The sequence below is a fragment of the Rhodococcus sp. WAY2 genome (assembly GCF_009859915.1).
Taxonomy (GTDB): domain Bacteria; phylum Actinomycetota; class Actinomycetes; order Mycobacteriales; family Mycobacteriaceae; genus Rhodococcus_F; species Rhodococcus_F oxybenzonivorans.
This window is the reverse complement of sequence record NZ_CP046572.1, coordinates 3,089,309-3,115,711: the sequence shown is the minus strand read 5'-3', so window position 1 is coordinate 3,115,711 and position 26,403 is coordinate 3,089,309. Positions and strand designations below refer to the sequence as shown.

Sequence of the window (26,403 nt, the reverse complement as noted above, 5' to 3'; positions counted from 1 at the left end):
GTCGAGCACGCCCTCGGTGCCGCGCAGGCGCCAGCGAACCACGTCACCGGTCCGGTACAACCGGGAGCCGGCCGCGCCGAACGGGTTGGCGACGAAACGCTCCGCGGTGAGATCGGGCCGGGCGACATACCCGCGGGCCAGCTGGTCGCCGGCGAGATACAGCTCGCCGGCTACCCCGAGCGGAACCGGCTGCAGACGCCCATCCAGCACGAACGCCTGCGTGTTCCAGGCGGGGGTGCCGATGGGAACGCTGTCGCGATCGTCGACGGTGTGCTGCCAGGAGGTGACCGACACCGCGGCCTCGGTCGGCCCGTACAGGTTGTGCAATGCAACTGCCGAACCGAACGCGCTGCGGGAGCGAGCAGCGAGGTCGGGGGGCAGGGCCTCGCCGATGCACAGCACACGTCGCAGGGCAGGCTGCTGCGCCGCACCCGGTGTCGCAAGAAACGCCTCGAGCAAGGATGGAACGAACGGCGCTGCGGTGACCTGATGTTCGCGCATGAGGTCGGCCAGATACGCCGGATCACGGTGGCCGTCCGGCCGGGCGATCACCAATCGCGCTCCCGAGACGAGCGGCCAGAACAGTTCCCACACCGAGAGGTCGAAGGTGACCGGTGTCTTCTGGACCACGGCGTCGGTGATGTCCAGCGGGTACCGATGCTGTTTCCACAGCAGCTGGTTCACGATGGCGGCATGGGGTACCGCGACACCCTTGGGCCGGCCGGTGGAGCCGGAGGTGAAGATGAGGTAGGCGGTGTTCTCGGGTCGCGGCGCCGCGAGCGTCGGCGCGTCGAACGGGATCGGCGTGTCGAGGAAGGACCCATCGATCTCGATGGTGGGCACGCCGCCGACGACGAAACCGTCCGAGGACGTCGTGAGGACGCAGACCGGGGCCGCGGCGTCGAGAACGTAGGCGAGGCGGTCCGCGGGGTGGGTGAGGTCGATCGGCAGGTAGGCACCACCGGCGCGCAGGATGGCGTACATCCCGACCAGAAGTTCGATGGACCGGTTCATCGCCAGCCCCACCACCGATTCCGGACCCACCCCACGGTCGGCGAGGTGCCGGGCGAGTTCGCCGACGCGGCGGTCGAACTCCGCATAAGTCACGTCGACGCCGCCGAGGGACAGTGCGACCGCGTCCGGGGTGCGCGCGACCTGCGCGGAGAACAGGTCGACCAGTGTGGCGGCCGGCAGTTCAGCGGCGGTGTCGTTGAACTGACCGAGGATTCGCACCTTCTCCGCGCCGTCGAGGAGGTCGATACCACCGACCACGACATCGGCATCCGCGGCGACCGATCCCAGAATCCGCAGGAACCGGTCCGCGAAGGACTGCACCGTCGACTCGTCGAACAGGTCGGTGGCATAGGTGAACTGCGCCTCGATCACGTCCGGGTTCCGATCGTGGTCGTAGCTTTCCGACAATGTCAGATGCAGATCGAAGTTGGAGACGGCACTGGGTACGTCGAGGCCCTCGACGTGCAGTCCGGGGAGTTCGAGGGCGGTCCGGGCGAGGTTCTGGAACGAGAACGCCACCTGGAACAGCGGGTGGTGCGCCCGGGAGCGGGCGGGGTTCAGCACCTCGACGAGCCGTTCGAACGGAATGTCGGAGTGCGCGAACGCGCCGAGGTCCGTTGCTCGCGCGGCAGCGAGATTGTCGGCGAACGAACCACCCAGCTCGACCGAGGTGCGCAGGACGAGCGTGTTGACGAACATCCCGACCAGCTCGTCGAGGAATTGGTCACCGCGCCCGGCGACGGGTGCGCCCACCGCGATGTCGGTGTCGTTGCTCAGCCGCGCCAGCAGCACCGTGAGGGCGGTGTGCATGACCATGAACAGTGAGGCGTTCTGACGGCGCGCCACCGCGAGTAGCGCGGTGTGGGTGTCGGCGTCGATCGTGAACGTGACGTGCGCGCCGCGGTTCGAGGCCACCGCGGGCCGGGGGCGGTCGGTCGGCAGCGAGAGCCGGTCCGGTATCCCCGCCAGCGCGGACTTCCAGTACGTAATCTGTTCACTGGCAAGAGATTCGGGATCGGTCTCGTCACCGAGCAGTTCCCGTTGCCACAGGCTGTAGTCGGCGTACTGCACCGGCAACGGTGACCACTGGGGCACGTGCCCCTCGGCCCGTGCGGTGTAGGCCAGCATGACGTCCCGCGCGAGCGGTGCGAGCGACCATCCGTCCCCGGAGATGTGATGAGCCACCATGACCAGGACGTGGTCGTCGGCGGCGACGCGGTAGATGCGGGCGCGCAGCGGCACCTCCGCGGTGACGTCGAATCCGGTCGTGACGAAGTCGATTACCCGCTCGAGGACGTCGTCGGGATGCTCGGAAATCGGGGTCAGGTCGGGTACCGCGCCCGCGGTGTCGACGACAACCTGATGGGGACCGGAGTCGGAGTCGGGGTAGAGGGTGCGCAGCGATTCGTGCCGGCCCACCAGATCGGCGACAGCGGCGCGCATCGCGGGTAGGTCGAACTCCCCCGTCAACCGCAGCGCGATCGGGAGGTTGTAGGCGGGCGACGCCGTGTCGAACTGGTTGATGAACCACATTCGCTGCTGGGCGAGTGACAGCGGAATGTGCTCGGGGCGGGGCCCGGCGACGAGCGGCGGGCGGCGCACACCGTGGCGGGCGGACTCGGTGAGACGGGCCGCGAGCGCCGCGACCGTCGGCGCTTCGAAGATTTCGCGGACGCCGACGTGCACGTCGAGAGCGGCGTTGATCCGCGACACCACCTGCGTGGCCAGCAGGGAGTTGCCGCCGAGGTCGAAGAACCCGTCGTGGATTCCCACTTCCGGCAGCGCCAGGACCTCCGCGAAGACACCCGCGACGATTACTTCGAGCGGGTTGCGGGGCTCCTCGAAGGGACGGTCCGCGGCGGCGAACACCGGCTCGGGCAGTGCGCCACGGTCCAATTTGCCGGCGGGGGTGAGCGGTAGGGCGTCGAGGATCGTGATCGACGACGGAATCATGTACCCAGGCAGGGTTTCGCCGATGAACTTCGCCACCTCCACCCGGTCGACGTCCTCGCCGCTGAACGGCAGCACGTACGCGACGAGGGACGTGTCCCCGTTGGGATGCTGGTGACCGATCGTGGTGGCGTACTCGAGCTGCGGGTGCGCGGTCAGCGCGGCGTCGATCTCGCCGAGTTCGATTCGGAAGCCCCGAATTTTCACCTGGTGGTCGGTACGGCCGACGAAGTCGAGAACCCGGTCCTCGCGCCACCGGACGAGGTCGCCGGTGCGGTACATCAGTGCCCCGGGTTCGCCGAAGGGGTCGGCCACGAACCGATCGGCGGTGAGACCGGGGCGGCCGAGATAGCCGCGGGCCAGGCTCGGCCCGCTGACATACAGCTCCCCGGGCACGCCCACCGGCACCGGACGCAGCCGCCCGTCGAGCACGAGTGCCTGCACGCCGCGACTGGGCCCGCCGATCGTGACCGGTTCGCCCGCCCGGAGCGGTTCGGTGATCGACGACATGATCGTCGCCTCACTCGGCCCGTATGCGTTGACCATGCGACGCCCGGGAGCCCAGCGGGCCACCAACTCCGGGGGGCACACGTCGCCGGCCACCACCACGACGGCGAGGTCGTCGAGCCCGTGATGGTCGACGGAGGCGAGGGCCGCGGGCGCGGAGAACGCGTGGGTGACGTGTTCCGCGGCGAGAAGCTCCGCGAGTTCGGAGCCGCCGTAGATGGTCGGCGGCGCGACCACCAGGGCGGCGCCGGCGCTCAACGCCATCAACATCTCGAACACCGAGGCGTCGAAGCTCGGGGACGCGAAGTGCAGGACGCGGGACCGGGACGTCACCGCGAGAAGCTCGCGTTCGTCGGTCACCAGGTTCACCAGGCCACGGTGGGTCACCGCGACCCCCTTGGGGCGCCCGGTGGACCCGGAGGTGTAGATCACGTACGCCACCTGGTCGGGCAGGATCGGCCGCATGCGGTCCCGGTTGGTGAGGGGCAGCCGTGATTCGTGGGTGCAGCGCTGCTCGAGCGCCGTGTCGTCGAGCAACAGCCACCGGATCGAATCCGGGAGGAGGGGGCGTTCCGCGGACACGGTGATGCCGACCATTGCGCCCGAGTCCTGCACCATGTGCCGAATCCGGTCCTCGGGGTAGCGGGGATCGACCGGCACGAAGGCGGCACCGGACTTCGCCACCGCCCAGACGGCCATCACCGATTCGGACGAGCGCGGCAGTGCCAGCGCCACCCGCGTTTCGGGTCCTACACCCCGATCGACCAGAAGTCGGGCCAGCTGGTTCGACCGTTCGTCCAGATCGCGGTAGGACATGCTTCGGCCGTCGAAGACGACGGCCGGTTCGTCCGGAGCGGCGGCCACCGCGTCCGCGAGAATCTCGGTGAGCATCTGCACCGGGCGGGCGTCGGCGCCCCGAACCGGCGTCAGCGCCTCGTATTCGTCGTTTCCGAGTACGGGGATGTCCCCGACGGCGCGCTGCGGGTCGGCAACGACGGACTCGAAGATCCGCTGCAGCCGCAGTGTGTATTCCGCCGCGGTACCGGCATCGAAAATGTCTGTGGCATACACTAGTTCGCCGTCGATGCCGGCGGGCTCCGCAGAGCCGTCGACCCGTTCGACGAGGGTGAAGTGCAGGTCGAACTTGGCGATGTCCACGTCGACCGACAGCGGCGAGGCGGTGACGCCGTCGAGCTCGAGCCGGTCCACGGACGGGGTCTGAACGCCCAGCGCCACCTGGAACAGCGGGTGATGGGACGTGGAGCGGACGGGGCTCAGTACCTCGACCAGGCGCTCGAACGGCAAGTCCGCGTGCGCGAACGCCTCCAGGTCGACGTCGCGTACCTGCCCGAGCAGCGACACGAACGAGGCCCCGGGGTCGAGCTCGGTGCGCAGAACGAGAGTGTTGACGAACATGCCGATGATGTCGTCGAGTTCCCGGCGACCGCGCCCGGCGACAGCGGTGCCGACCGGTATGTCGTAGGTGGTGCTGAGTCGGCTCAGGAGTACCGCGAGGGCGGCGTGCGCCACCATGAACAGACTCGCGCCGTGAGCCCGGGCCAGCTCCGCCAGGGCGCGATGGGTGTCCGGGGACAGCGAGAAACGCACGGCAGCACCGCGATGCGACGGAACCGCCGGCCGGGCCCGGTCCCGGGGCAGGAAAAGCTGGTCGGGCACATTGTCCAGCGCACGGGTCCAGTAGCGCACCTGTTCGGCGGCGAGGCTCCCCTGGTCCGAATCATCGCCGAGCATTTGTCGCTGCCACAACGCGTAATCGGCATACTGCACGGGCAGGGGTGCCCACAGGGGTTCCGAACCGGCGGCGCGGCTCGCGTACGCCGTCATCACATCCCGGATCAGCGGGTCCATCGAGGCGCCGTCGGCCGAGATGTGGTGGACGACGAGGGCGAGGACGTGCTCGGTGTCGTTGAGCGAGTACACCTTCACCCGCAGTGGCACGGCTTGGGAGACGTCGAACCCGGCCAGGAGGAACTCCTGGAGGTCCGCGTGCAGTGCGGCTTCGCTCACCCGGACCGGTGCGACGTCGAGGGTGACCTCTCCGGGTTCGAGGATCACCTGGTGGGGACCGCTGCGCGTATCGGGGAAGACGGTCCGCAGCGATTCGTGCCGACTGACCAGATCGACGATTGCCGACCTCAGTGCCGCACCGTCGAGCGATCCGGTCAGCCGGACGGCCGCGGGCAGGTTGTACGTCGCCGACGAGGTGTCGAATTGGTTGAGGAACCACATCCGCTGCTGCGCGAGTGACAGCGGGATCCGGTCGGGGCGCGGCTGCGGCACCAGAGCCGGTCCTGCCGAACCGCCGTCGCCGGTCCCGGATATTCGCGGCGCCAGCGAACCTGCCAGCGCGAGGACGGTCGGGGCTTCGAAGACGTCACGCACCGTGACCCGGATGTCGAGCAGGGCACCGACCCGGGCCGTCACCCGCGTCGCGGAGAGCGAGTTACCGCCTGCATCGAAGAAATTTGTGTCGAGACCGATGTCCGTACCGCCCAGCACTTCGGCAAACGCATCCGCGATCGACCGCTCGAGTGGGTTCCGGGGCGCCCGGTACGCGATCTCCTTCGCGGCCGCGGCGAAGTCGGGCACGGGCAGGGCGCCCCGGTCGAGTTTGCCATTCGGGGTCAGCGGGATGGTGTCCAGGAACACCAGCGCCGACGGAACCATGTACCCCGGTAATGCCTGACGCAGGAACGCAAGCAGAGCTGCCGAGTCACGGTCGGCGCCCGCACCGACGAGCACGTGCGATGCCAGTCGTGTTTCCGATGGCGACTCGTAACCCAAAGTGGCGGCGAAGTCGACGTCGGGATGTGCGTTGAGGGCGGCATCGATCTCGCCGAGTTCGATACGTAGGCCACGAACCTTGACCTGGTGGTCGGAGCGGCCGAGGTATTCGATCGCATGTCCGGGAAGTGTGCCTTCGGTCATGCTGCCGGTCATGCCGGAATCTACTGCGCGCCAACGCGCTATGTCACCGGTGCGGTACATCCTGGCACCGGCGGCCTCGAACGGACTGGCCACGAAGCGGTGTGCCGTGAGCGCGGCGCGATCGTGGTATCCGCGTGCCAGAGCCGGCCCCAGCAGATACAGCTCTCCGATGACACCGACCGGCACGGGCCGCAGCCTCGAATCGAGAACCACAGCGGCGACCCCGGGCAGCGGACCGCCGATGGTGATGTCTCTACCCGGGCCGAGCACCGAACTGAACGTGGCGCCCACCGTCACTTCGGTGGGACCGTATCCGTTGACGAGTTCGACCCGGTCGGCCCATCGCACCACCGTCTCCGGTGGGCAGGCGTCGCCGCCCACGACGATCGAGCGTAGATCGTCCAGTCCCTCCGGCTCGACCGACGCCAGAGCAGCATTGGTGATGGTCATGTGCGTGACGCGTTCGGACTGCAACAGCTCGTGTAGCTCGACGCCGCCATACACACCGGGCGGACAGACCACCAGCGCGGCCCCGGAGGTATGGGCCAGAAGCAGTTCCAGGACCGACAAGTCGAACGTCGGGGACGCGAGGTGCGCGACCCGGGACTCCTCGGTTGCCCGCACCGCGGTGGTATACGAGCCGGCGAGATTCGCGAGACCGCGGTGGGAGACCACCACGCCCTTGGGCAGACCCGTCGAACCCGACGTGTAGATGAGATAAGCGGGATGATCGACGTGCAGAGCCGATGTGCGGTCCGCGTCCCTTACCGGCTCCGTGCTCGCCGAAGATAATTCGCGGATCACCTCCGGGTCGTCGAGTACGAGCCAGTCGGTCACACCCGGAAGGTGTTCGGCGAACTCGGCGCGAGTGACACCGACGACGACTCCCGAATCCCTCAGAATGTGCGCGATCCGATCCACCGGATGCGCGGGGTCGATCGGAACATAAGCCGCACCGGTCTTGGCAACGGCCCACACGCATAGCACCGATTCGACAGAGCGCGGCAAGGCCACTGCGACGTAGGTTTCCGGGCCGACGCCCATCCCGATAAGTGCCCGTGCCAGCTGGGTCGATCGCCGATCCAGCTCACTGTAGTCGATCGAGACACCGTCGAAGACGAGCGCAGTCGAGTCCGGATACCGTTCCGCGGCCGCGACGAGCAGCTCGGGCAGGGTGGCGCTCGCGAGAATCGGCCCGCCCCACACCGGCGCGAGGGACTGTTGCTCGGCCGCACCCAGGATGGCGATATCGCCGACGGCGATTTCGTCAGCGGAAGCGACCGCCTCCAGGATCCGCAAGAATCGGTCCACGAATCCCACGACAGTGGCGCGTTCGAAGAGTTCCGATGCGAACGTGAAGGCCCCGGAGATCCCGTTGTGGTGTCCGGCGTCGTCCATAATTTCGGCGAGCGCCAAATCCAAATCGAACTTCGCGATGTGAGGATCGAAGTCGACGGCCTCCACCACCAACTGCGGCAATTCCAGCGTCACCGGTCGCAGGTTCTGGAAGGCGAACATCACCTGGAACAGCGGGTGCCGATCGGACGACCGGGTGGGACGCAGGATCTCGACGAGCCGGTCGAAGGGAACCTCGGTGTCCTGGAAGGCCGTGAGATCGACATCGCGCACCTGTGCCAGGAGAGCGTCGACACTCCCGCCGGGATGAATGCGTGTGCGCAGGGCCAGGGTGTTCACGAACATTCCGACGAGCGGATCGAGTCCCTCGTCGCCGCGGCCGGCCACGGGTGTGCCGATCACGATGTCCGTACTGCCGCTGAGCCTGTGTAAGAGCGTCGCAAACGCAGCATGGACGACCATGAACAGCGTGGTGCCGCTGTTCTGGGCGCGCTCGACGAGCCCACGGTGGATGTCGGCATCGATCACGAAGTCCACGCGTTCGCCGCGATGCGACGCCACCGCGGGACGAGGGTGGTCCGTAGGCAGTTCGAGTGCCTCGGGCGCACCGTCCAGAGCCGCACGCCAACGCTCGATCTGTTTAGCGGACAGACTGCCCGGATCATCCTCGGCACCGAGCAGTTCCCGCTGCCACACACTGTAGTCGGCGTACTGGACGGGCAGCGGCTCCCAGGACGGCTCCAGCCCTTCCACTCGGGATGCATATGCGGCCATCACGTCGGCGGCGAGCGGACCGAACGACCATCCGTCTGCAGCGATGTGGTGTGCGACGAGCAGTAGCACGTGTTCGGAACGGTTCTCCCGGAACAGGTGGATTCGGAACGGGATCTCCCGGGTCACATCGAAACCGGCGGATGCGTACTCGGCGATACGGAGCATCAGCTGGTCCGGCTTGGTTCGGATCGGTGTGAGATCGAATTCTGCCACGGCAGCAGGCAGGATCTCCTGATGCGCACCGTCCGCCGAACCCGGATACACGGTCCGCAACGACTCGTGACGTTCAATTACGTCAACGAGCGCTGCACGCAAGGCCGGAACGTCGATCCGGCCCGACATCCGCAGTGCGAGCGGGATGTTATACGCAGACGACGAAGGATCGTATTGGTTGAGGAACCAGATCCGCTGTTGCGCCAGCGATAACGGGATCCGTCCGGGACGCTCGCGCCGCGTCAGGCCGGGGCGCCCCGCGGACGCGTCCGCGCCCGACGTGGCAACTGCGGACACAAGTTGACGCACAGTGGGGTTGTCGAACAGCGTGCGAACGGAGACACGGGTGCCGAACGCCGAACCGACCCTGGAAACCACCTGGGTGGCGGACAACGAGTTGCCACCGAGCGCGAAGAAGTTGTCGTCCACACCGATGCGTCGTTCGCCCAGCACATCCGCGAACGCAGCGGCGACGGCGAGCTCGTCCGCCGTTTCGGGTGCGGTGAATCGGGTACGGCTGACGAACACGGGCTCGGGGAGAGCGCGGCGGTCGAGCTTGCCTGCCTGTGTCAGCGGGATCGAGTCGAGAACCATGATCGCACCGGGGACCATGTGCGCCGGCAACGCCTCGCCGACGAATGCGGCCAGTTCGTCGACGTCGACCTCGTTCCCCGATGCAGCACACACATAGGTGACCAGCGCTGTGACCCCGGGTTCGGTGTCATGGGCGATGGTCGCGGCGAATCCGACCGCAGAATGCGCGCGGAACACGGAGTCGATCTCACCGAGTTCCACCCGGAATCCGCGAATCTTCACCTGGAAGTCGCTGCGCCCGACGTATTCGAGAATGTAGGTCCCGGTACGGGACTCGACCCACCGGACGAGGTCGCCGGTGCGGTACATCCGCCGACCGGGTGCACCGTGGGGGTTCGCGACGAAACGTTCCGCGGTGAGGCCGAGTCGCTGGTGGTAGCCGCGGGCAAGCGCTGGTCCCGACACGTACAGCTCCCCCGGCACACCGGGCGGTACGGGGTGCAGCCGCGCATCGAGAACGAAAGCCTCGACACCGCGCACGGGGCCGCCGATGGTCATCCGCTCGCCGAGTATCAGCGGTCCACTCTGCGTCACCATCATCGAGGACTCGGTCGGCCCATATCCATTGAACAGGGCCCGCCCCGGTACCCAACGCTCTGCGAGGTCGGTACCCCAGGCCTCGCCGCCGACGACGACGACGGCGAGTTCATCGAGTCCCGCAGGGTCGACGGACGCCAACGCGGCCGGGGTGATGAACGCGTGCGTGACTCTCTGCTCGCCCAGGAGTTCGGCGAGCTCCGCACCGCCGTACACCGAGTGGGGAACGACCACCATCGTCGCGCCCCTGCAGAAGGCCATCAGATACTCGAACACGGAGGCGTCGAAACTGGGTGATGCGAAGTGCAGGGTCCGGGCCCCGGCGGTGAGTTCGTATTCGTCGGCCAGCTCGGTGAGGAGGTTCGCGAGCCCCGAGTGTGTGACGGCGACGCCCTTGGGCAGTCCGGTGGATCCGGACGTGTAGATGAGGTAGGCGAGTTGGTCGGCGTGCGTCCGCCCGAGACGATCGGCCGCTGTCACCGCCGCCGAGGATTGGGACTCCGCCAGCCCAAGGTGGTCGGGATCGTCCATCACGAGCCACTGCGTCGAGTCGGGCAATCCGGCTCTGAACTCGATCATCGTGAGGCCGAGCGCGGCTCCCGAATCGCCGAGCATGTGTGCGATCCGTTCGGCCGGGTAGTTCGGATCCACCGGCACGAACGCGGCACCTGTCTTGGCAACGGCCCAGACGGCGAGCACCGATTCGATCGAGCGGGCCAGCGCGACGGCCACGAACGTCTCGGGGCCGGCGCCGGCCTCGATCAGTGCGCGCGCCCAGAGGTTGGATCGCCGGTCCAGTTCTCCGTAGGTCGTCGAACGGTCTCCGAAGACGAGCGCAGTCGCGGACGAGTCCGCCGCCGATGCCGCCAGAACTTCGGGCAGCAGTCGAGTAGGTCGACTCGCAGGCCCGCGAACCGGTGCCAGTCGGGCCCTCTCGGCGTCGTCGAGGAGATTCACGTCGCCGACCACCGTGGTCGGGTCTGCAACCACTGTTTCAAGGATTCTCACGAGCTGCACCGCGTACCGGCGCACAGTAACGGCGTCGAACAAGTCTGCGGCGTAGGTTAATTCGGCGCGCATACCCGACGGAACGCCCGCAGGGTCGATGTTCTCACCCAATGTCAGCTGCAGGTCGAATTTCGCGGCGCGGGTGTCGATGCCCTCGACATGCACCCGGAGTCCGGGGAGCTCGACGTCGTCAATTGCCGTCGGCTGCATCGACAGCGCAGTCTGGATGACCGGGTGATGCGCGGACGTTCGCACGGGGTCGAGAACGTCGACGAGACGCTCGAAGGGGAGATCCGCGTGGCCGAATGCCTCAATGTCACCGTCGCGTACCCGCGTCAGCAACTCCGCGAACGTCTCGGCGCTCTCGATGCGCGTGCGGAGCACGAGCGTATTGACGAACATTCCGACCAAGTTGTCGAGAGCTCGTTCGCCACGTCCGGCGATCGGCGATCCGACGGCGATGTCGTCCGACGCGGACAAGCGGCCCAACAGGAGCGCGAAGGCAGCGTGCGCCACCATGAAGACCGTGGCTCCGTGTTCGCGCGCCAACTGGTCGATGCCGCTGTGGATCTCGGGGGTGATGGTGAAGCCCACGGATCCCCCGGCGTAGGACTGTTCGGTCCGGCGTGGACGGTCGAAGGGGAGTTTCAGCTCATCCGGGAGACCGTCGAGCGTCCGCGTCCAGTAATCGAGTTGGCGTCGGGCCAGGGACTCCGGCTCGTCCTCGCTGCCGAGAACCGCCCTGTGCCACAGACTGTAGTCGGCGTACTGGACCGCGAGCGGAATCCATTCCGGACTTCGGGACTCTGCTCGGGCCGCGTACGCGGTCATGACATCCCCGCCGAGAGGTCCGAACGACCAACCGTCGGCGGCGATGTGATGCAGCGTGATCGCCAGGACGTGTTCGCCGGGACCGGTACGGAACAGCGTTGCCCGTACCGGCAAGTCCTTGGACACGTCGAACCCGCGCGACGCGAACGCGATCATCCGGGAATCGAGCTCGCCCTCCGGTACGTCCACCACCTCGAGGGGCATCGAGAGATCCGCCGCGGACACGACGACCTGAGCGGGTCCGTCCTCCGTGTCGGGGAAGACGGTACGGAGCGACTCGTGACGTCCGACGACGTCGTCGAGTGCCTGCGCCAGCGCTGCGACATCGAGAGCACCGGACATGCGGACCGCGAGCGGAAGGTTGTACGCGGGCGAGTCCGGGTCGAACTGGTTGATGAACCACATCCGCTGCTGCGCGGGTGACAGCGGTATCCGGGCCGGTCGCTGCGTCGCGGCCAGCACCGGGCGCGCGCCTCCTGCGGCCGTGGGCTCGGCGAGACGAAGAGCCAACTCCGCGACCGTGGGCGCGGTGAACACGTCGCGCACAGAGAGTCCGGTGCCCGACAATTCACCGAGCCGCGCCGCCACTCGTGTGACGGAGAGCGAGTTGCCGCCGAGGTGGAAGAAGTTGTCGTGCGCGCCGACGCGGCCCGAGCCGAGCACGTCAGCGAACACTGTCGCGACCGTGCGCTCGGCCTCATTTCGCGGCGCGATGTACTCGGTTGCACTCCCGTGGAATTCGGGAGCGGGCAACTCTTTGCGATCGAGTTTCCCGCTGGTGTTCAGCGGGAACTCGTCGAGGACTGTGATCGCGGACGGCACCATGTACGACGGAAGGGATTCCGAAGCCTGTCGGCGAAGCTCCGCACCGTCCAGCTCGCCGGGTGTACCGACGACGTACGCGACCAGATGATCGCCGACGGTGGTGTCGGAGTACACCGACACGACGGCACCGGTGACCGCCGGATGCGACCGGAGCACTGTCTCGATCTCGCCGAGTTCGATGCGCTGACCACGGAACTTCACCTGGAAGTCGGTTCGTCCGATGTAGACGAGCGTTCCCGCCGCCGTCCATCGCACGAGGTCGCCGGTGCGGTACACGCGCTCGCCCGTGCGTCCGAACGGGTTCGCGACGAATCGATCGGATGTGAGATCGACGCGGCCGAGGTATCCGCGTGCGAGCTGAGCACCGCCGAGGTAGAGCTCGCCCGGAACGCCGACGGGAACGGGGCGCAGCCGGGAATCGAGCACGTAGACCTGTGTGTTCCATTCCGGCACACCGATCGGCACGTTCGTGGTGTCGGATTCACCGGTCTTCCAGTACGTCACCGACACCGCGGCCTCGGTGGGCCCGTACAAGTTGTGCAGTCCGGCCGCGGAGAGTTCCTGGAAACGCAGGACGGTTGCGGGGGGCAGCGCTTCGCCGATGACGAACACATGCCGCAAGGATCGGCACGACCCCACGGCGGCGGCAGCGACGAACACGTCGAGCATGGACGGCACGAAATCGGTGACCGTCACCGCATGCTCGTCGATGACCCGAGTCAGATAGGCAGGCTCTCGATGCCCGTCTGGAGTGGCCAGCACCATGGTGGCACCCACCTGCAGGGGCCAGAAGTAACCCCACAACGACACGTCGAAGGTGGTTGCGGTCTTCTGCAACCACACATCCCGCTCGGTAAGTGCGTACTCCGACTGCATCCAGAGCAGTTGATTCACGATGGCCGAGTGCGGTACCGCGACCCCCTTCGGCTTGCCGGTGGAGCCGGAGGTGTAGATGACGTACGCAGGGTGTGCAGGCCGCAACGGTTCGATACGCTCGGCGTCGGTCAACGGCACCGTGGAGACATCCGAGAGGTCGAGAGTGTCGAGGGCCGAGACGGGGATCCGGTTCGGCAGGGACGGTCGGTCGGCCGAGGTGGTCAGCACGCACACCGGCTGCGCCGACGCGAGCACGTAACTCGTTCGCTCCGCCGGATGATCGGGATCGACCGGCACGTATGCACCACCGGCCTTGACTACGGCATAGATCCCGACGACCAGCTCCAGCGACCGCCGCATTACCACGGCCACTCGGGATTCGGGGGCCACACCCAGCGCGATCAGATGCCGGGCCAGCTGGTTTGCGCGCGCATCGAGGGCTGCATACGTCAGCTCGTCACCGTCGAAAGCGACGGCCACAGCATCGGGTGTACGCGCCGCCTGCGCCTCGAACGACGTCAGCAGCGTCGAGTCCGGCACGTAGTGGTCGGTGGCGTTCCAGTCGTGCATCACCCGCGTGTACTCGCCCGGGATGAATCCGGTGATCTCGGCTACCTCGGCAGAGGGCTCTGCGATCAACGCACGGATCACCGAATCGAGCCGCGCCGCAATCAGCTTCGCTTCGTCGCGTTCGAAGGTGTCCGGCAGGTAGGCCACTCCGAGCCGCAGGGTGTCGTCGACCTGGGCCATCAGGCTCAGTGGGTAGTGGGTGACACTGTGCACCTCGACCGAGTCCACGCGCATGCCTGCGATGTCGGTCTGCGCCTGCAGCGCCGCCTGATCCATGGGGTACGACTCGAAGACGGTGAGCGTGTCGAACAGCGCCCCAACCCCCGCCTGGGCCTGGATTTCCGTCAGGCCGAGATAGTGGTGATCGAGCAGATCGGCCTGCTGCCCCTGCACCCGTGCCAGCAATTCGGCCACCGACTCGTCGGCGTCGATTCGTACCCGGACGGGGACGGTGTTGATGAAGAGCCCGACCATCGATTCGATCCCGGGGATGTGCGGGGGGCGTCCCGAGACGGTGGCGCCGAATACGACGTCGTCCCGTCCGGTGAGTCGCCTGAGCAGCAGGGCCCAGGCAGTCTGGATCACCGTGTTGGGCGTGACGCCGTGCTGGCGGGCGAACGCTAGGATCGCGGCGGTGTCCGCCTTGGAGAAGTGGATCGGAACTTCGTCCGGGTCCGCGGTCACGCTGCCGCCGGTGCGAGCAGGCGCGAGCAGAGTCGGCTCGTCGAGGCCGTCCAACGCGTGTGCCCACGCGGCCCGCGAGGCGGAGGGGTCTCGGCGGGCCAGCCAGTCGAGGTATTCCCGGTACGGCCGCACCGCCGGAAGCGCGGACTGATCGCCCGCGGTCGCGTAGAGCACCAGCAGGTCCTGGACGATCAGCGGGATGGACCACCCGTCGAGGAGGATGTGGTGGTTGGTCATCGCCAACTCGTACCGCTCCGCTCCCGTGCGCACGAGCAGCAGACGCAGCAACGGCGCCTCGGACAGGTCGAACGGCGCGGTCCGGTTCTCTGCGACCAGCGACTCGAGTTCCCTTTTGCGTGAATCACTCTCACGGCCCGAAAGGTCGACGACGGTCAGTGGGAGCTCCACCCCGCCGAGGGGGATCTGCGCCGTGACGTCGCCGTCCTGTGCGAACACCACCCGCAGGTTGGAATACCGGTCCAGGAGCGCAGCGGCGGCAGCCCGCATCCGATCCGGCGACACGTCGCCGAGCAGGGTCATCCGCAGCTGAGAATGGTAGACATCGACACTGTGCTCGGCGGCCAACAGCGAGTGGAAGTGGAAACCGGCCTGCAGCGGCGACAGCGCCCACACATCCTCGAGGGTCGGGTACGCCCGCTCCCAGACCTCGATCTGGGACTGGGTGAGTGCCACCGTGCCGACGTCCGACGGGGTCAGTCCCCCACCGGATCCGGCGACGACGTGCTCGATCTGTGAGATGAGCGCTTGCTGCCACAGATCGACGAGTTCGCGAACGTTGTCGGCTGCGAGCAGTTCACCGGCGAACCGCACGGAAGCTCCGAGTCGCGGTCCGGCGTCGGTATCCGTTACTCCGACATTGATCTCGATTGCTGCGGAAGCGCTCATGTCGTGATCGGTTTCACCCGAGAAGACGCGCGACGACGCAAGATCCGGCACCCAGCCGATCTCACGCATCTCCGGGGACAGGTCGCCCATCCCGGTCTTTCCGAGGTAGTTGAAGACCACCTGGGGCGGGTCGAAGCCCGCGAGAACAGGGGCCGTCGTCGGATTGAGGTATCGCAGCAGTCCGTACCCGACGCCCCGGTCCGGGACCGCCAGGAGTTGCTCTTTCACCGCCTTGATCGCGGCGCCGGCCGACGCGCCGCCGACAAGTGCGTCCTGGATGTCCACCCCTTCGAGGGCGAGCCGCACCGGATACACGCTGGTGAACCAGCCCACGGTACGAGACAGATCGGCGCCCGGCACGACCGACTCCTCGCGGCCGTGGCCCTCGAGGGTGATGTACGCAGAGGCGGCGGGCACCCCGCGCGCACGGCGCCACTCGGTGAGGGCCACCGCGAAACCGGCAAGCAGCGAATCGCCGACCGAGCACCGGAATGCCGCCGGCACGCGGGCCAGCAGCGTGCCCGTGATCTCGGTGGACAGCTCGACGTGCAACTCCTGCGTGGTCGAGGTCCGGTCCCGCACCGGATCGAGAGCCCTGTCGCCGAGGAGCGGGTCCGGAGCGTCGACAACGGTTCGCCAGTAGTCGAACTGCGCGAGGGTGGACGGCTGACGGGCAGCCTCTGATAACCCGTGCGACCACCGCCGCAACGACGTACCGACCTCCGGCAAGTTCGGAGCGTGACCGGCTGCGACGGCGCCTCCCGCCGCAACGAGGTCGGGCACGAGGATTCGCCAGGACACACCGTCGACGACCAGGTGATGAGCCACCACGAGGAGCCGCCCGGGCTCGGTCGCACCACGATCCAACCAGACGAACTGCGTGAGCACCGGGGTCTCGAAGTCGAACCGGTCGGCCGCGGCGGAGAGTTCGCGATCGATCAGCACATCGAAGTCTGCGTCGCCGAGGTCGGGGTTGACCGGCACCGCCGTGACCAGTCGATCGGCGTCGACGGCACCGGCGGGCAACACCGAGTGACGTACGTCCGCACCATCGCGGACCAGCCGGGACCGCAGCGCGTCGTGCCTGTCGAGCACCGCCTGCACCGTCGCCACGATGTCCGATCGCTCGATCCCGGTCGGCAGCGTGAGGAGCACGGACTGCGAATACCGGCCCACCGGACCCGACCGGTCGAGCAGTGATCGGACAACCGGTGTCAACTCGACGTTCCCCACGCCGCCACCCGCCAGTTCGGCGAGCGTGAGTCGACCCGCCGTCGCGACGGTAGCCACTTCGGCGAGCGCGGCAATGCTCTTGCGCTCGAACACGTCCCGTGGGGTGAATACGATCCCCGCGGCCTTGGCTCGCGCAACCAGCTGGATCGACACGATGCTGTCGCCGCCGAGAGCGAAGAACGAGTCGTTCACCCCCAGGTCGTCGACGCCGAGCGCCTCCCTGAACAAGGCCGCGAGTGTTTCCTCCATCGGAGTCCGTGGCTCCATTCGAGCGACTGCGACGTCACCGACGGCCGGGGCAGGCAATGCCGCTCGATCCAGTTTGCCGCTCGCGTTGAGCGGGAAGGCGTCGAGGGTGACGAACCCGTCCGGAATCATGTATTCGGGCAGCCGACTCTCGGCATGCGCCGTCAGCGCCTCTAGATCGACCGTGGCGCCCGTACGTGCGACGAGATAGGCCACCAATTGTTCGCTCGCCGCTCCGGCGTACACGGTCACGACGGCCTGGGCAACCGAGTCCGCCGCCTCGAGTACCGCCTCGATTTCACCGAGCTCGATCCGCAGTCCGCGCAGCTTCACCTGGAAATCGTTGCGGCCGAGGTATTCCAGTTCGCCCCGGTCAGTCCAGCGAAGGCGGTCACCGGTTCGGTACATCCGAGCGCCCGGTGTGTCGAAGGGGTTGGCCACGAACCGTTCGGCGGTGAGGTCGGGGCGTCCCGCGTATCCGCGAGACACCTGAGTGCCGGCCAGGTACAACTCACCGGTCACTCCGGCAGGACTGGGGTGGAGCCGCTGGTCCAACACATAGGCTCGGGTGTTCCACACCGGTGTGCCCACGGTGACGATGCCCGAGTTCGAGGTGTCCACCCACGAGGTGGTGGAGGTGGGCGCGACCTCGGCGGGACCGTACGCGTTGAGGATCGCAGCGTCGGAGACGGCGGCGAACCGCCGCGCCACAGTGACGGGCAGTGCCTCGCCGCCGACGAACACGGTACGCAGCGACGAGAACCGGGACGGCACGATCACGTCAGTGAAGACGGCGAGCATCGACGGGACGAAATGTATCGCCGTGATCTGCTCGGTGTCGATCAGTTCCGCGAGGTAGTCGGGATCCTTGTGTCCGTCCGGTTCCGCGATCACGACGCGTGCACCTACAGCCAGGGGCCACAACAATTCCCAGAGGGATGCGTCGAACGACTGTGGTGTTTTGACGGCAACCCGGTCGGTCTCATTCAGCGCGCCGAGAGACATCAGGAACTCGAAGTGGCTTCCGAGACCGGCGTGCGAGACGGCAACTCCCTTGGGTAGGCCGGTCGAACCCGAGGTGAAAATGACATAGGCGAGGTTGTCGGCCGCGAGAGGCCGCAGCCGGTCGCGGTCCGTCACCGGGGCATCGTCGAACCGGTCGAGTTCGAGACTGTCCATTCGGATAACCCGGACTCCGGAGTCTGACTCGAACTCGCCTCGAACTGCGGTCAGAACGAGGATCGGGTGGGCTGCCTCGATGACATGGGCCACTCGCTCCGCCGGAAGGTCGACGTCCAGTGGCACGTACGCCGCACCGCTCCGCAACACGGCGTGCAGGGCGATCAGAAATTCGATCGACCGGCGGGCCGCGACCGCCACGGTGGTTTCGGTTCCGGCGCCTTCGGCGATGAGTTTGCGGGCCAATCGGTTGACCCGCAAGTTGAATTCCCGATATGTCAGGGACACGTCGCGGTACACCACCGCCACCGCATCAGGGGTCCGTGCCGCCTGCTCGTCGTAGCGGGCGAGGTAGGGCCGCCCGGTCACCTCCACGTCCGTGGCGTTCCATTCGCGCAGTACGCGAACCAGTTCCCGTTGATTCAGTACCGGCAGGTCCCCCACCGCCGTGCCCGGATCGGCCAGCGCCGCCGCCACGATTCGCGCGAAACGGTCCGCGAACGACTCCACCGTGTCACGGTCGAACAGGTCGACCGCATACGTGAACGCACCGGTGAGACCGGACACGGTGCCGCGCTCGTCTCGGATCTCGGTGAGCGTCACGTTCAGATCGAATTTCGCGATCTCCGGATTCATCTCGACGGCGCCCACCGTGAGACCCGGTAGTTCCAGCACTCCCGGTTCGAAGTTCTCGTACGACAGGCCCACCTGGAACAGTGGGTGACGGGCTGTGGACCGGGCGGGTTCGAGTACCTCCACGAGACGCTCGAACGGCAGATCGGCGTGCGCGAACGCGGCGAGGTCGAAGTTCCGCACCTGTGCGAGCACGTCGGCGAACGACAGGTCACCGGATACTCGTGCGCGCAGGGTGAGAGTGTTGACGAACATGCCGACGAGGTTCTGCAGGGAGGGTTCGGCACGGCCCGCGACGGGCGTGCCCACGGTGATGTCCACCGCGTTCGACAGCCGTGCGAGCAGCACTGACAGCGCGGCGTGCCACACCATGAACGGCGTGGCGCCGGAGCGGGCCGCGAGGTCGGCGACGGCTTTCGCTGTGGCAGCATTGACCGAGAACGATAACGTCGCACCCGAATTCGTCGGGACGGCCGGGCGGGGCCGATCAGCGGGCAACTCCAGCAGGTCGGGGACGCCGTCGAGCGCCGCGGACCAGAATTGGATCTGCTCGGCGGCCCGCGACCGACCGTCGGTCTCGTCGCCGAGAAACTCGGCCTGCCAGTAGCTGTAGTCCGCGTACTGCACGTCCAACGGCGCCCACGACGGTGCCCGCCCGGCCGTACGCGCCGTGTAGGCGAGCAGGATGTCACGTGCGAGCGGGGCCATCGACGATCCGTCGGCGGAGATGTGGTGCACCACCACGGCCAGCACGTGTTCGTCGACGGACAGTCGCAGCAATGCCGTGCGCAGCGGCACCGCGGACGTGACGTCGAAGCCCTCGGTGGCGAGCGCCAGGAGTCGCGCCGGCAGCTCGGCCTCGGTGATCGGCTGCGCGTGGAGATCGAGGGACACCTCGTCGGCGCCGACGATCACCTGATGCGGGCCGTCCGTCGAGTCCGGATACAGGGTACGCAGGGACTCGTGTCGGTCGAGGACGTCGCGGATCGCAGAACGCAGTGCGTCGCCGTCGAGACTGCCGGACAGCCGCAGGGCGAAGGGCATGTTGTAGGCCGCGGATGAGGTATCGAACTGGTTGAGGAACCACATGCGACGTTGGGCCGGGGACAGCGGAATCCGTCCGGCACGCGGGGCGGCGACCAGTGGGGCACGTGGTGCCGTCGGCACTGTTCCCTCGATCCGCTCCGCGAGCGCCCCGACGGTGGGGGCATCGAACAGGTCACGCAGGGCGAGCGGTGCACCCAGCTCGGCCCGAATACGCGAGGTGACCCGCGTGGCGACGAGCGAGTTACCGCCGACGTCGAAGAAGTTGTCCCAAACGCCGATTCGGTCGAGACCGAGCACCTCGGCGAAGATCTCCGCGAGGTTGGCCTCGACGGATGTGCGCGGCGCCACGTACTCCGTGGCGGAGCCACGGAATTCGGGCGCGGGGAGAGCCTTCCGATCGAGCTTTCCACTCGTATTGAGTGGGAATTCGTCGACGACCATCAGCGCTGCCGGAATCATGTACGCCGGCAGGGATGCAGCCGTGCACCCGCGAAGTTCCGTGGTATCGAGGTCGTGTCCCGGCTCGGGGACGACGTACGCGACGAGGTGATCGCCGGTACCGGGATCGGAATGGACCAGCACGGCAGCGCTGGTGACCGACGGGTGTGCCCGGAGGACGAATTCGATCTCGCCGAGCTCGATGCGCTGTCCTCGGAACTTGACCTGGAAGTCGGTGCGCCCGATGTATTCGAGGACACCTGCCGACGTCCATCGCACGAGGTCGCCGGTGCGGTACATACGCAGTCCGGCGGTGAACGGATTTGCCACGAACCGGTCCGAGGTGAGATCGACGCGGCCTAGGTATCCCCGGGCGAGCTGCTCGCCCGCCAGGTAGAGCTCACCGGCAACGCCGGGAGGAACCGGGTGCAGGCGCGAGTCGAGCACGTAGACCTGGGTGTTCCACTCGGGCACGCCGATCGGTACCGTGCCGGTCACCGTGGTCGCGGTGTCCCAGTACGTGACCGAGACTGCCGCCTCGGTGGGCCCGTACAGGTTGTGCAGTCCGGCATCGGACAGCGCGCGGAACCGCGTGACGGTCTCCGGGGGCAGCGCCTCACCGATCACGAAGACGTGCCGCAGGGTGGCGCACGAGGTGGCGGGCACGGACGCGACGAAGGCGTCGAGCATCGAGGGCACGAAGTCTGTGACCGTGACACCCTGCTCGTCGATGACCCGGGCGAGGTACTCGGGGTCGCGGTGACCGTCCGGGGTGGCCAGCACCATCGTCGCGCCCGTGTGCAGCGGCCAGAAGTAACCCCACAGTGATACGTCGAAAGTAGTTGCGGTCTTCTGCAGGAACACGTCCCGTTCGGTGAGCGCATACTCCGCCTGCATCCACACGAGCTGGTTGACGATCCCGCGGTGCGGCACCGACACCCCCTTGGGCCGACCGGTGGAGCCCGAGGTGTAGATGACGTACGCGGGGTTGTCGGGGCGGAGCGGTGCCAGTCGGTCGGTGTCGGTGACAGGTTCGCCGGAACAGGAATCCAACGCGATCCGATCGATCTCGACGAACGACGAACCCGCGGGAAGTGCGCCGCGGTCGGCCGAGGTCGTCAGCACGCAGACGGGCTGTGCGGAGTCGAGCACATACCCGATCCGGTCCGTCGGGTGATCCGGATCGACCGGCACGTAGGCACCGCCGGCCTTGACGATCGCGTACATGCCCACCAGCAGGTCCGGTGAGCGCCGCATCGCCAACCCGACACGCGATTCGGGCCCCACCCCTCGGTCGATCAGATAGCGCGCCAGACTGTTCGCGCGGCAATCGAGTTGGGCATACGACAGCGTGAGGTCGCCGAACACCACCGCCACCGCATCCGGAGTGCGGGCAACCTGCGCGTCGAACAGCTCGGGCAGGCACATCGCAGGCACGCGGCGCTCGGTGTCGTTCCACGTGCAGAGGAGACGGTCGCGTTCCGCGGCGTGGAGCAGGGACAGATCACCGACCACCGTCGCAGAGGATGCCGCGACCGAGCGCAACAGGTTCACGAATCGCTCGGCCATCGACGCAACGGTCGACTCGTCGAACAGATCGGTGGCGTAATCGAAGCCGGCCGCGAGACCACCCGGAGCCCCTGCGTCACCGAACCGTTCGGTGACGGTCAACTGAAGGTCGAATTTCGCGACATGAACATCGATTTCTGCCGCCGCGACCTCGAGGCCTGGCAGCTCGACGGAGGTCGGCGCGGTGTTCTGGAACGAGAGCATGACCTGGAACAGCGGATGACGCGCGGCGGACCGGTCGGGGCTGAGCACCTCCACGAGTCGCTCGAACGGGACGTCGGCGTGGGAGAACGCGGCAAGGTCGGCGTCACGGACCCGGTCGAGAACCTCCTCGAACGTGTCGCCCGGCTCGGCGGTCGCGCGAAGCACCAGGGTGTTGACAAACATGCCCACCAGGGCGTCGAGCGCCTCCTCGCCGCGTCCGGCGACCGGGGTGCCGATGACGATGTCCGTTCCGGCGCCGAGGCGATGGAACAGCACCACGAGGGCTGTGTGGGTGACCATGAACAGCGTGGTGCCGGTGCTCTGTGCGAGATCGACGAGTCGCCCGTGGACGTCGGCCGGGATCGTGAACTCGACACGACCGCCCCGATGCGACATCTCGGCGGGCCGCGGCCTGTCGGTGGGCAGCTCGAGCATCTGGGGCGCTCCGGCGAGCGCGGACTCCCAGTAGGCGATTTGCCGCGCGGACATGCTGTCCGGGTCGCCTTCCGAACCCAGTAGTTCACGCTGCCAGAGGGTGTAGTCGGCGTATTGCACCGGGAGGGGCGCCCAGGTTGGCGCGTGACCGGCGACGCGCGCCGCGTACGCAGCCATCACGTCGGCGGCCAGCGGCGTCATGGACCAGCCGTCGGCGGCGATGTGATGAACCACGAGGACGAGAACGTGCCGGTCGGCCGCCTCCCGGAACAGCCCGGCGCGCAGAGGTGTGTCGGTGGTGAGGTCGAATCCGGCACCGCCGAGGGCCGTCACCGCGGCGGTGAGCGACTCGGCGTCGACGTCGATCGGGTCCGTGTCGGCCAGCACGCTCACGGCGGGGGTGATCAGCTGGTGTGGGCCGTCCGGGTTGTCGGGGAAGACGGTGCGCAGCGCCTCGTGCCGTTCCTGGATGTCACCGAGCGCCGCTCGCAGGGCATCCCGGTCGAGCGCACCGGTGAGCTGCAGGGCGATCGGCAGGTTGTAGGCGGCCGAGGCCGTGTCGAATTGGTTGAGGAACCACATCCGTTGCTGCGCAACGGAGAGGGGCATGCGGGCGGGGCGGTCCCGCGCTTCCAGCACCGGCCGCGAGTCTGCCTGCGAGTCGGCGTTCGACGCCGCGACCGCCAGGTCCGATACCGACGGCGACTGGAACAGATCCCGGACCCCGATCCGCACACCGAAGGCGGCATTCACTCGGGACACGACCTGCGTGGCCATCAGCGAGTTTCCGCCGACTTCGAAGAAGCTGGTGTCGATGCTCAGTTCGGGGAGACCGAGGACGTCGCGGAAGACTCCGAGCACAATCTCCTCGGTGACCGTTCTCGGGCGCACGATGTCGGCCGAGCGTGCGGCGAAAACCGGTGCGGGCAGGGCGTTGCGGTCGAGTTTGCCCGCCGGGGTCAGCGGGAGCGTATCCATCACCATGATCGACGAGGGCACCATGTATCCGGGAAGACGCTCCCCGACGAATTCCGACAACACCCGGGTGTCGACGTCGGTTCCCGGCGCCGGCAGCACGTACGAGACCAGGCGACTGCTTCCGCTCCCGTCGTCATAGCCGACCGTGTGGGCGAACTCCACCACCGGATGCGCAGCCAGCGCGGCGTCGATCTCACCCAACTCGATCCGGAACCCGCGGATCTTCACCTGAAAATCGCTGCGGCCCAAGAACTCGAGAGTAGGAGGCCTATTCGGGGCGGACACCCAGCGGACCACGTCACCCGTGCGGTACATCCGCCCGCCGGTTCCGAACGGGCTCGCCACGAACCGGTCCGCCGTCAATCCGGCCCGATGCACATACCCGCGCGCCAAGCTGGAGCCGAGGACGTAGAGTTCGCCGCGCACCCCGGCGGGGACCGGACGCAACCGGTGGTCGAGGACGACGAGGTCGACACCCACGGTCGGTGACCCGATGGTGACCGGCTGCCCGGGCACCATCGGTCCGGTAGCGGACGCCATGATCGTCGTCTCACTCGGACCGTACGCATTGACCATGATCCGGCCCGGGGCCCACCGCGCCACCAACTCCGGCGGGCACACATCACCCGCCACCACTACCGTTTTCAGATGCTCCAGCCCGCGGTGATCGAGCGACGCCAATGCCGCCGGAGTGCAAAACGCATGCGTCACCTGCTGTTCGGCGATCAGTTCCGCCAACTCGGTGCCACCGTAGATCGTGGTCGGCGCCACCACGAGGGTCGCACCCGCACACACCGCCATCACCAGCTCGAACACCGACGCATCGAAACTCGGCGACGCGAAATGCAGCACCCGCGAACCGGACGACACCACCAGACGGTCCCGTTCGTCCGCCGCCAGATTCACCACACCCCGGTGCGTGACCGCCACACCCTTAGGCCGGCCCGTCGACCCGGATGTGTAAATCACATACGCCGGATGATCGACCGACAACGCCCGCGTCCGATCGGCGTCCGTGACCGCATCCGGCGGATACGCCGCCGCGGTCGCCCGAAACTCGTCGTCGTCCAGGACGATCCAATGCATGCACTCCGGCAACCCATCCCGCAACGCGGCGGTGGTGATACCGATCGGCGCACCGCAATCCTCCAGCATGAATGCGATGCGGTCAGCCGGATAGCTCGGATCGACCGGAACGAACGCCGCTCCCGCCTTCGCCACCGCCCACACACTCGACACCGACTCCCGCGACCGCGGCAACGCCAACGCCACCATGACCTCCGGGCCGACCTGGAGGTCGATCAGTAACCGCGCCAGCCGGTTCGACGTTTCGTCCAGGGCGCGGTAACTCAGGGTGTCGGCGGAGATCCCGTGCCCGGGTACGACGAGTGCGTCCCCGTCCGGGTTGCCGAGGACGGCACCCGCGAGGAGGTCGGGCAGCGTGAGGGGCGCGAAACCGGCGCGGCCGGAAGCAGGAACGAGGGTGCGGCCCTCGTCGTCGTCGAGGAGGTCGAGATCGCCGACCCGTCGAGGTTCGTCGGTGTCGGAGGTGAGGAACGCCTCGAGGAAGCGGGTGAAACGAGCATGATGGGCACGGAGGGTGCCTTCGGAGTACAGGTCGGGGTTGGCCTCGAGGTCCAGGTTGAGGCTGGTGCCGGCGACTCCGTGATAGACGTTGACCGCGAGGTCGGTGATGGGACCGGTGGACAGCAGTTCGAGCCTGCCGACAATGCTGCCGAGGGTGATCTCGTCGTGGAAGAGCATGACGTTGATCAGGGGGCCGTAGAAGCCCTGGTATTCGGTGGCCGTGTCCCGCCGCATGTCGATATGCGGGTAGCGCTGGTGGCGGAGTGCCGCGGTGACTTCCAGCCGGACCGCCGCAACCAGCGCCGCATTCGTCATGTCCGGCCGGACGTGCAGGCGCAACGGAACCACATTGGAGACCATGCCGCCGGAGCGGCGGAGCAGCGCGGTGGTACGGGCGGTGACAGGCAGGCCGACCACGACCTCTTCGCGTCCCGTCATCCGGGAAAGGTACGCGGCGAACGCGGCGACGATTTCGAACGCCGTCGACGAGTCGTGACGGTTCGTCGCGGCCTCGAGGTGGTCGATGAGGGTCCCGTGGATCTGCCCACCAGTTGTCCGGCTTCGTGCCTGCGCGGGTGCGGAGCGGTCGACGAGGCTGTGTGGTTCACCGATAGTGGACACCCGCTCGGACCAGTACTCCTGGTCGGCGCGGTAGCGCGGCGAGAGCCGGTAGTCGTCGTCGACCCGGGCGACGTCGGTGAGTGCGGCTGCCTTGGACGGTGCGGCGGCACGCCCCTCGACGGCTGCGGTGTACAGCTGTGTGGTCCGGTCGATGAGCGTCATCGATCCCATGCCGTCGAGCGCGACGTGGTGGACACGGCTGTACCAGTAATGACGATCCGGCCCGGTGCACAGGACCGCCGAGGTGACGAGCCGATCGCGACACACGTCGAGCGGAGTGGTGTACTCCTGCCGCATCCACTCCATGGCTGCCGCCCTCGGATCGGGCTCGTGCTGCATGTCGACGAAGCTGACCGACGCGTCCAGGGTTGGATCGACCAGCTGGTAGGGAACTCCGTCGACCTCGACCAGGCGGAGGAAGGCGGAGCCGAGTTCACGGCCGGCGGTGATCAAGGACTTCGACAGCAACGCCACGTCCAGGACACCCGTTAGTTCCACGCACTGCGCGATGGTGACAGGAACGTCGGGATTGAGCTGCTGGGCGAACCACATCCCCCGCTGAGCGGTGGAGAGTGGGAATGCACCGTCCGGAATCCGACCTACGGCGGTCACATCACCACTCGGCACGGCTTCGCCCAC

The 26,403-nt window shown here is 67.5% G+C and carries 1 protein-coding gene (running past one end of the window); it reads right to left on the bottom strand.

Annotated elements, in window-relative coordinates; all coding sequences use genetic code 11:
• On the bottom strand, window positions 1–26,403 hold the 5' portion of the coding sequence (locus GFS60_RS14360) for a non-ribosomal peptide synthetase (RefSeq protein ID WP_159922141.1). It extends 4,635 nt beyond the left edge of the window; 26,403 of the gene's 31,038 nt are visible here — the first part of the coding sequence; the start codon lies at window positions 26,401–26,403; its stop codon lies beyond the left edge, outside the window.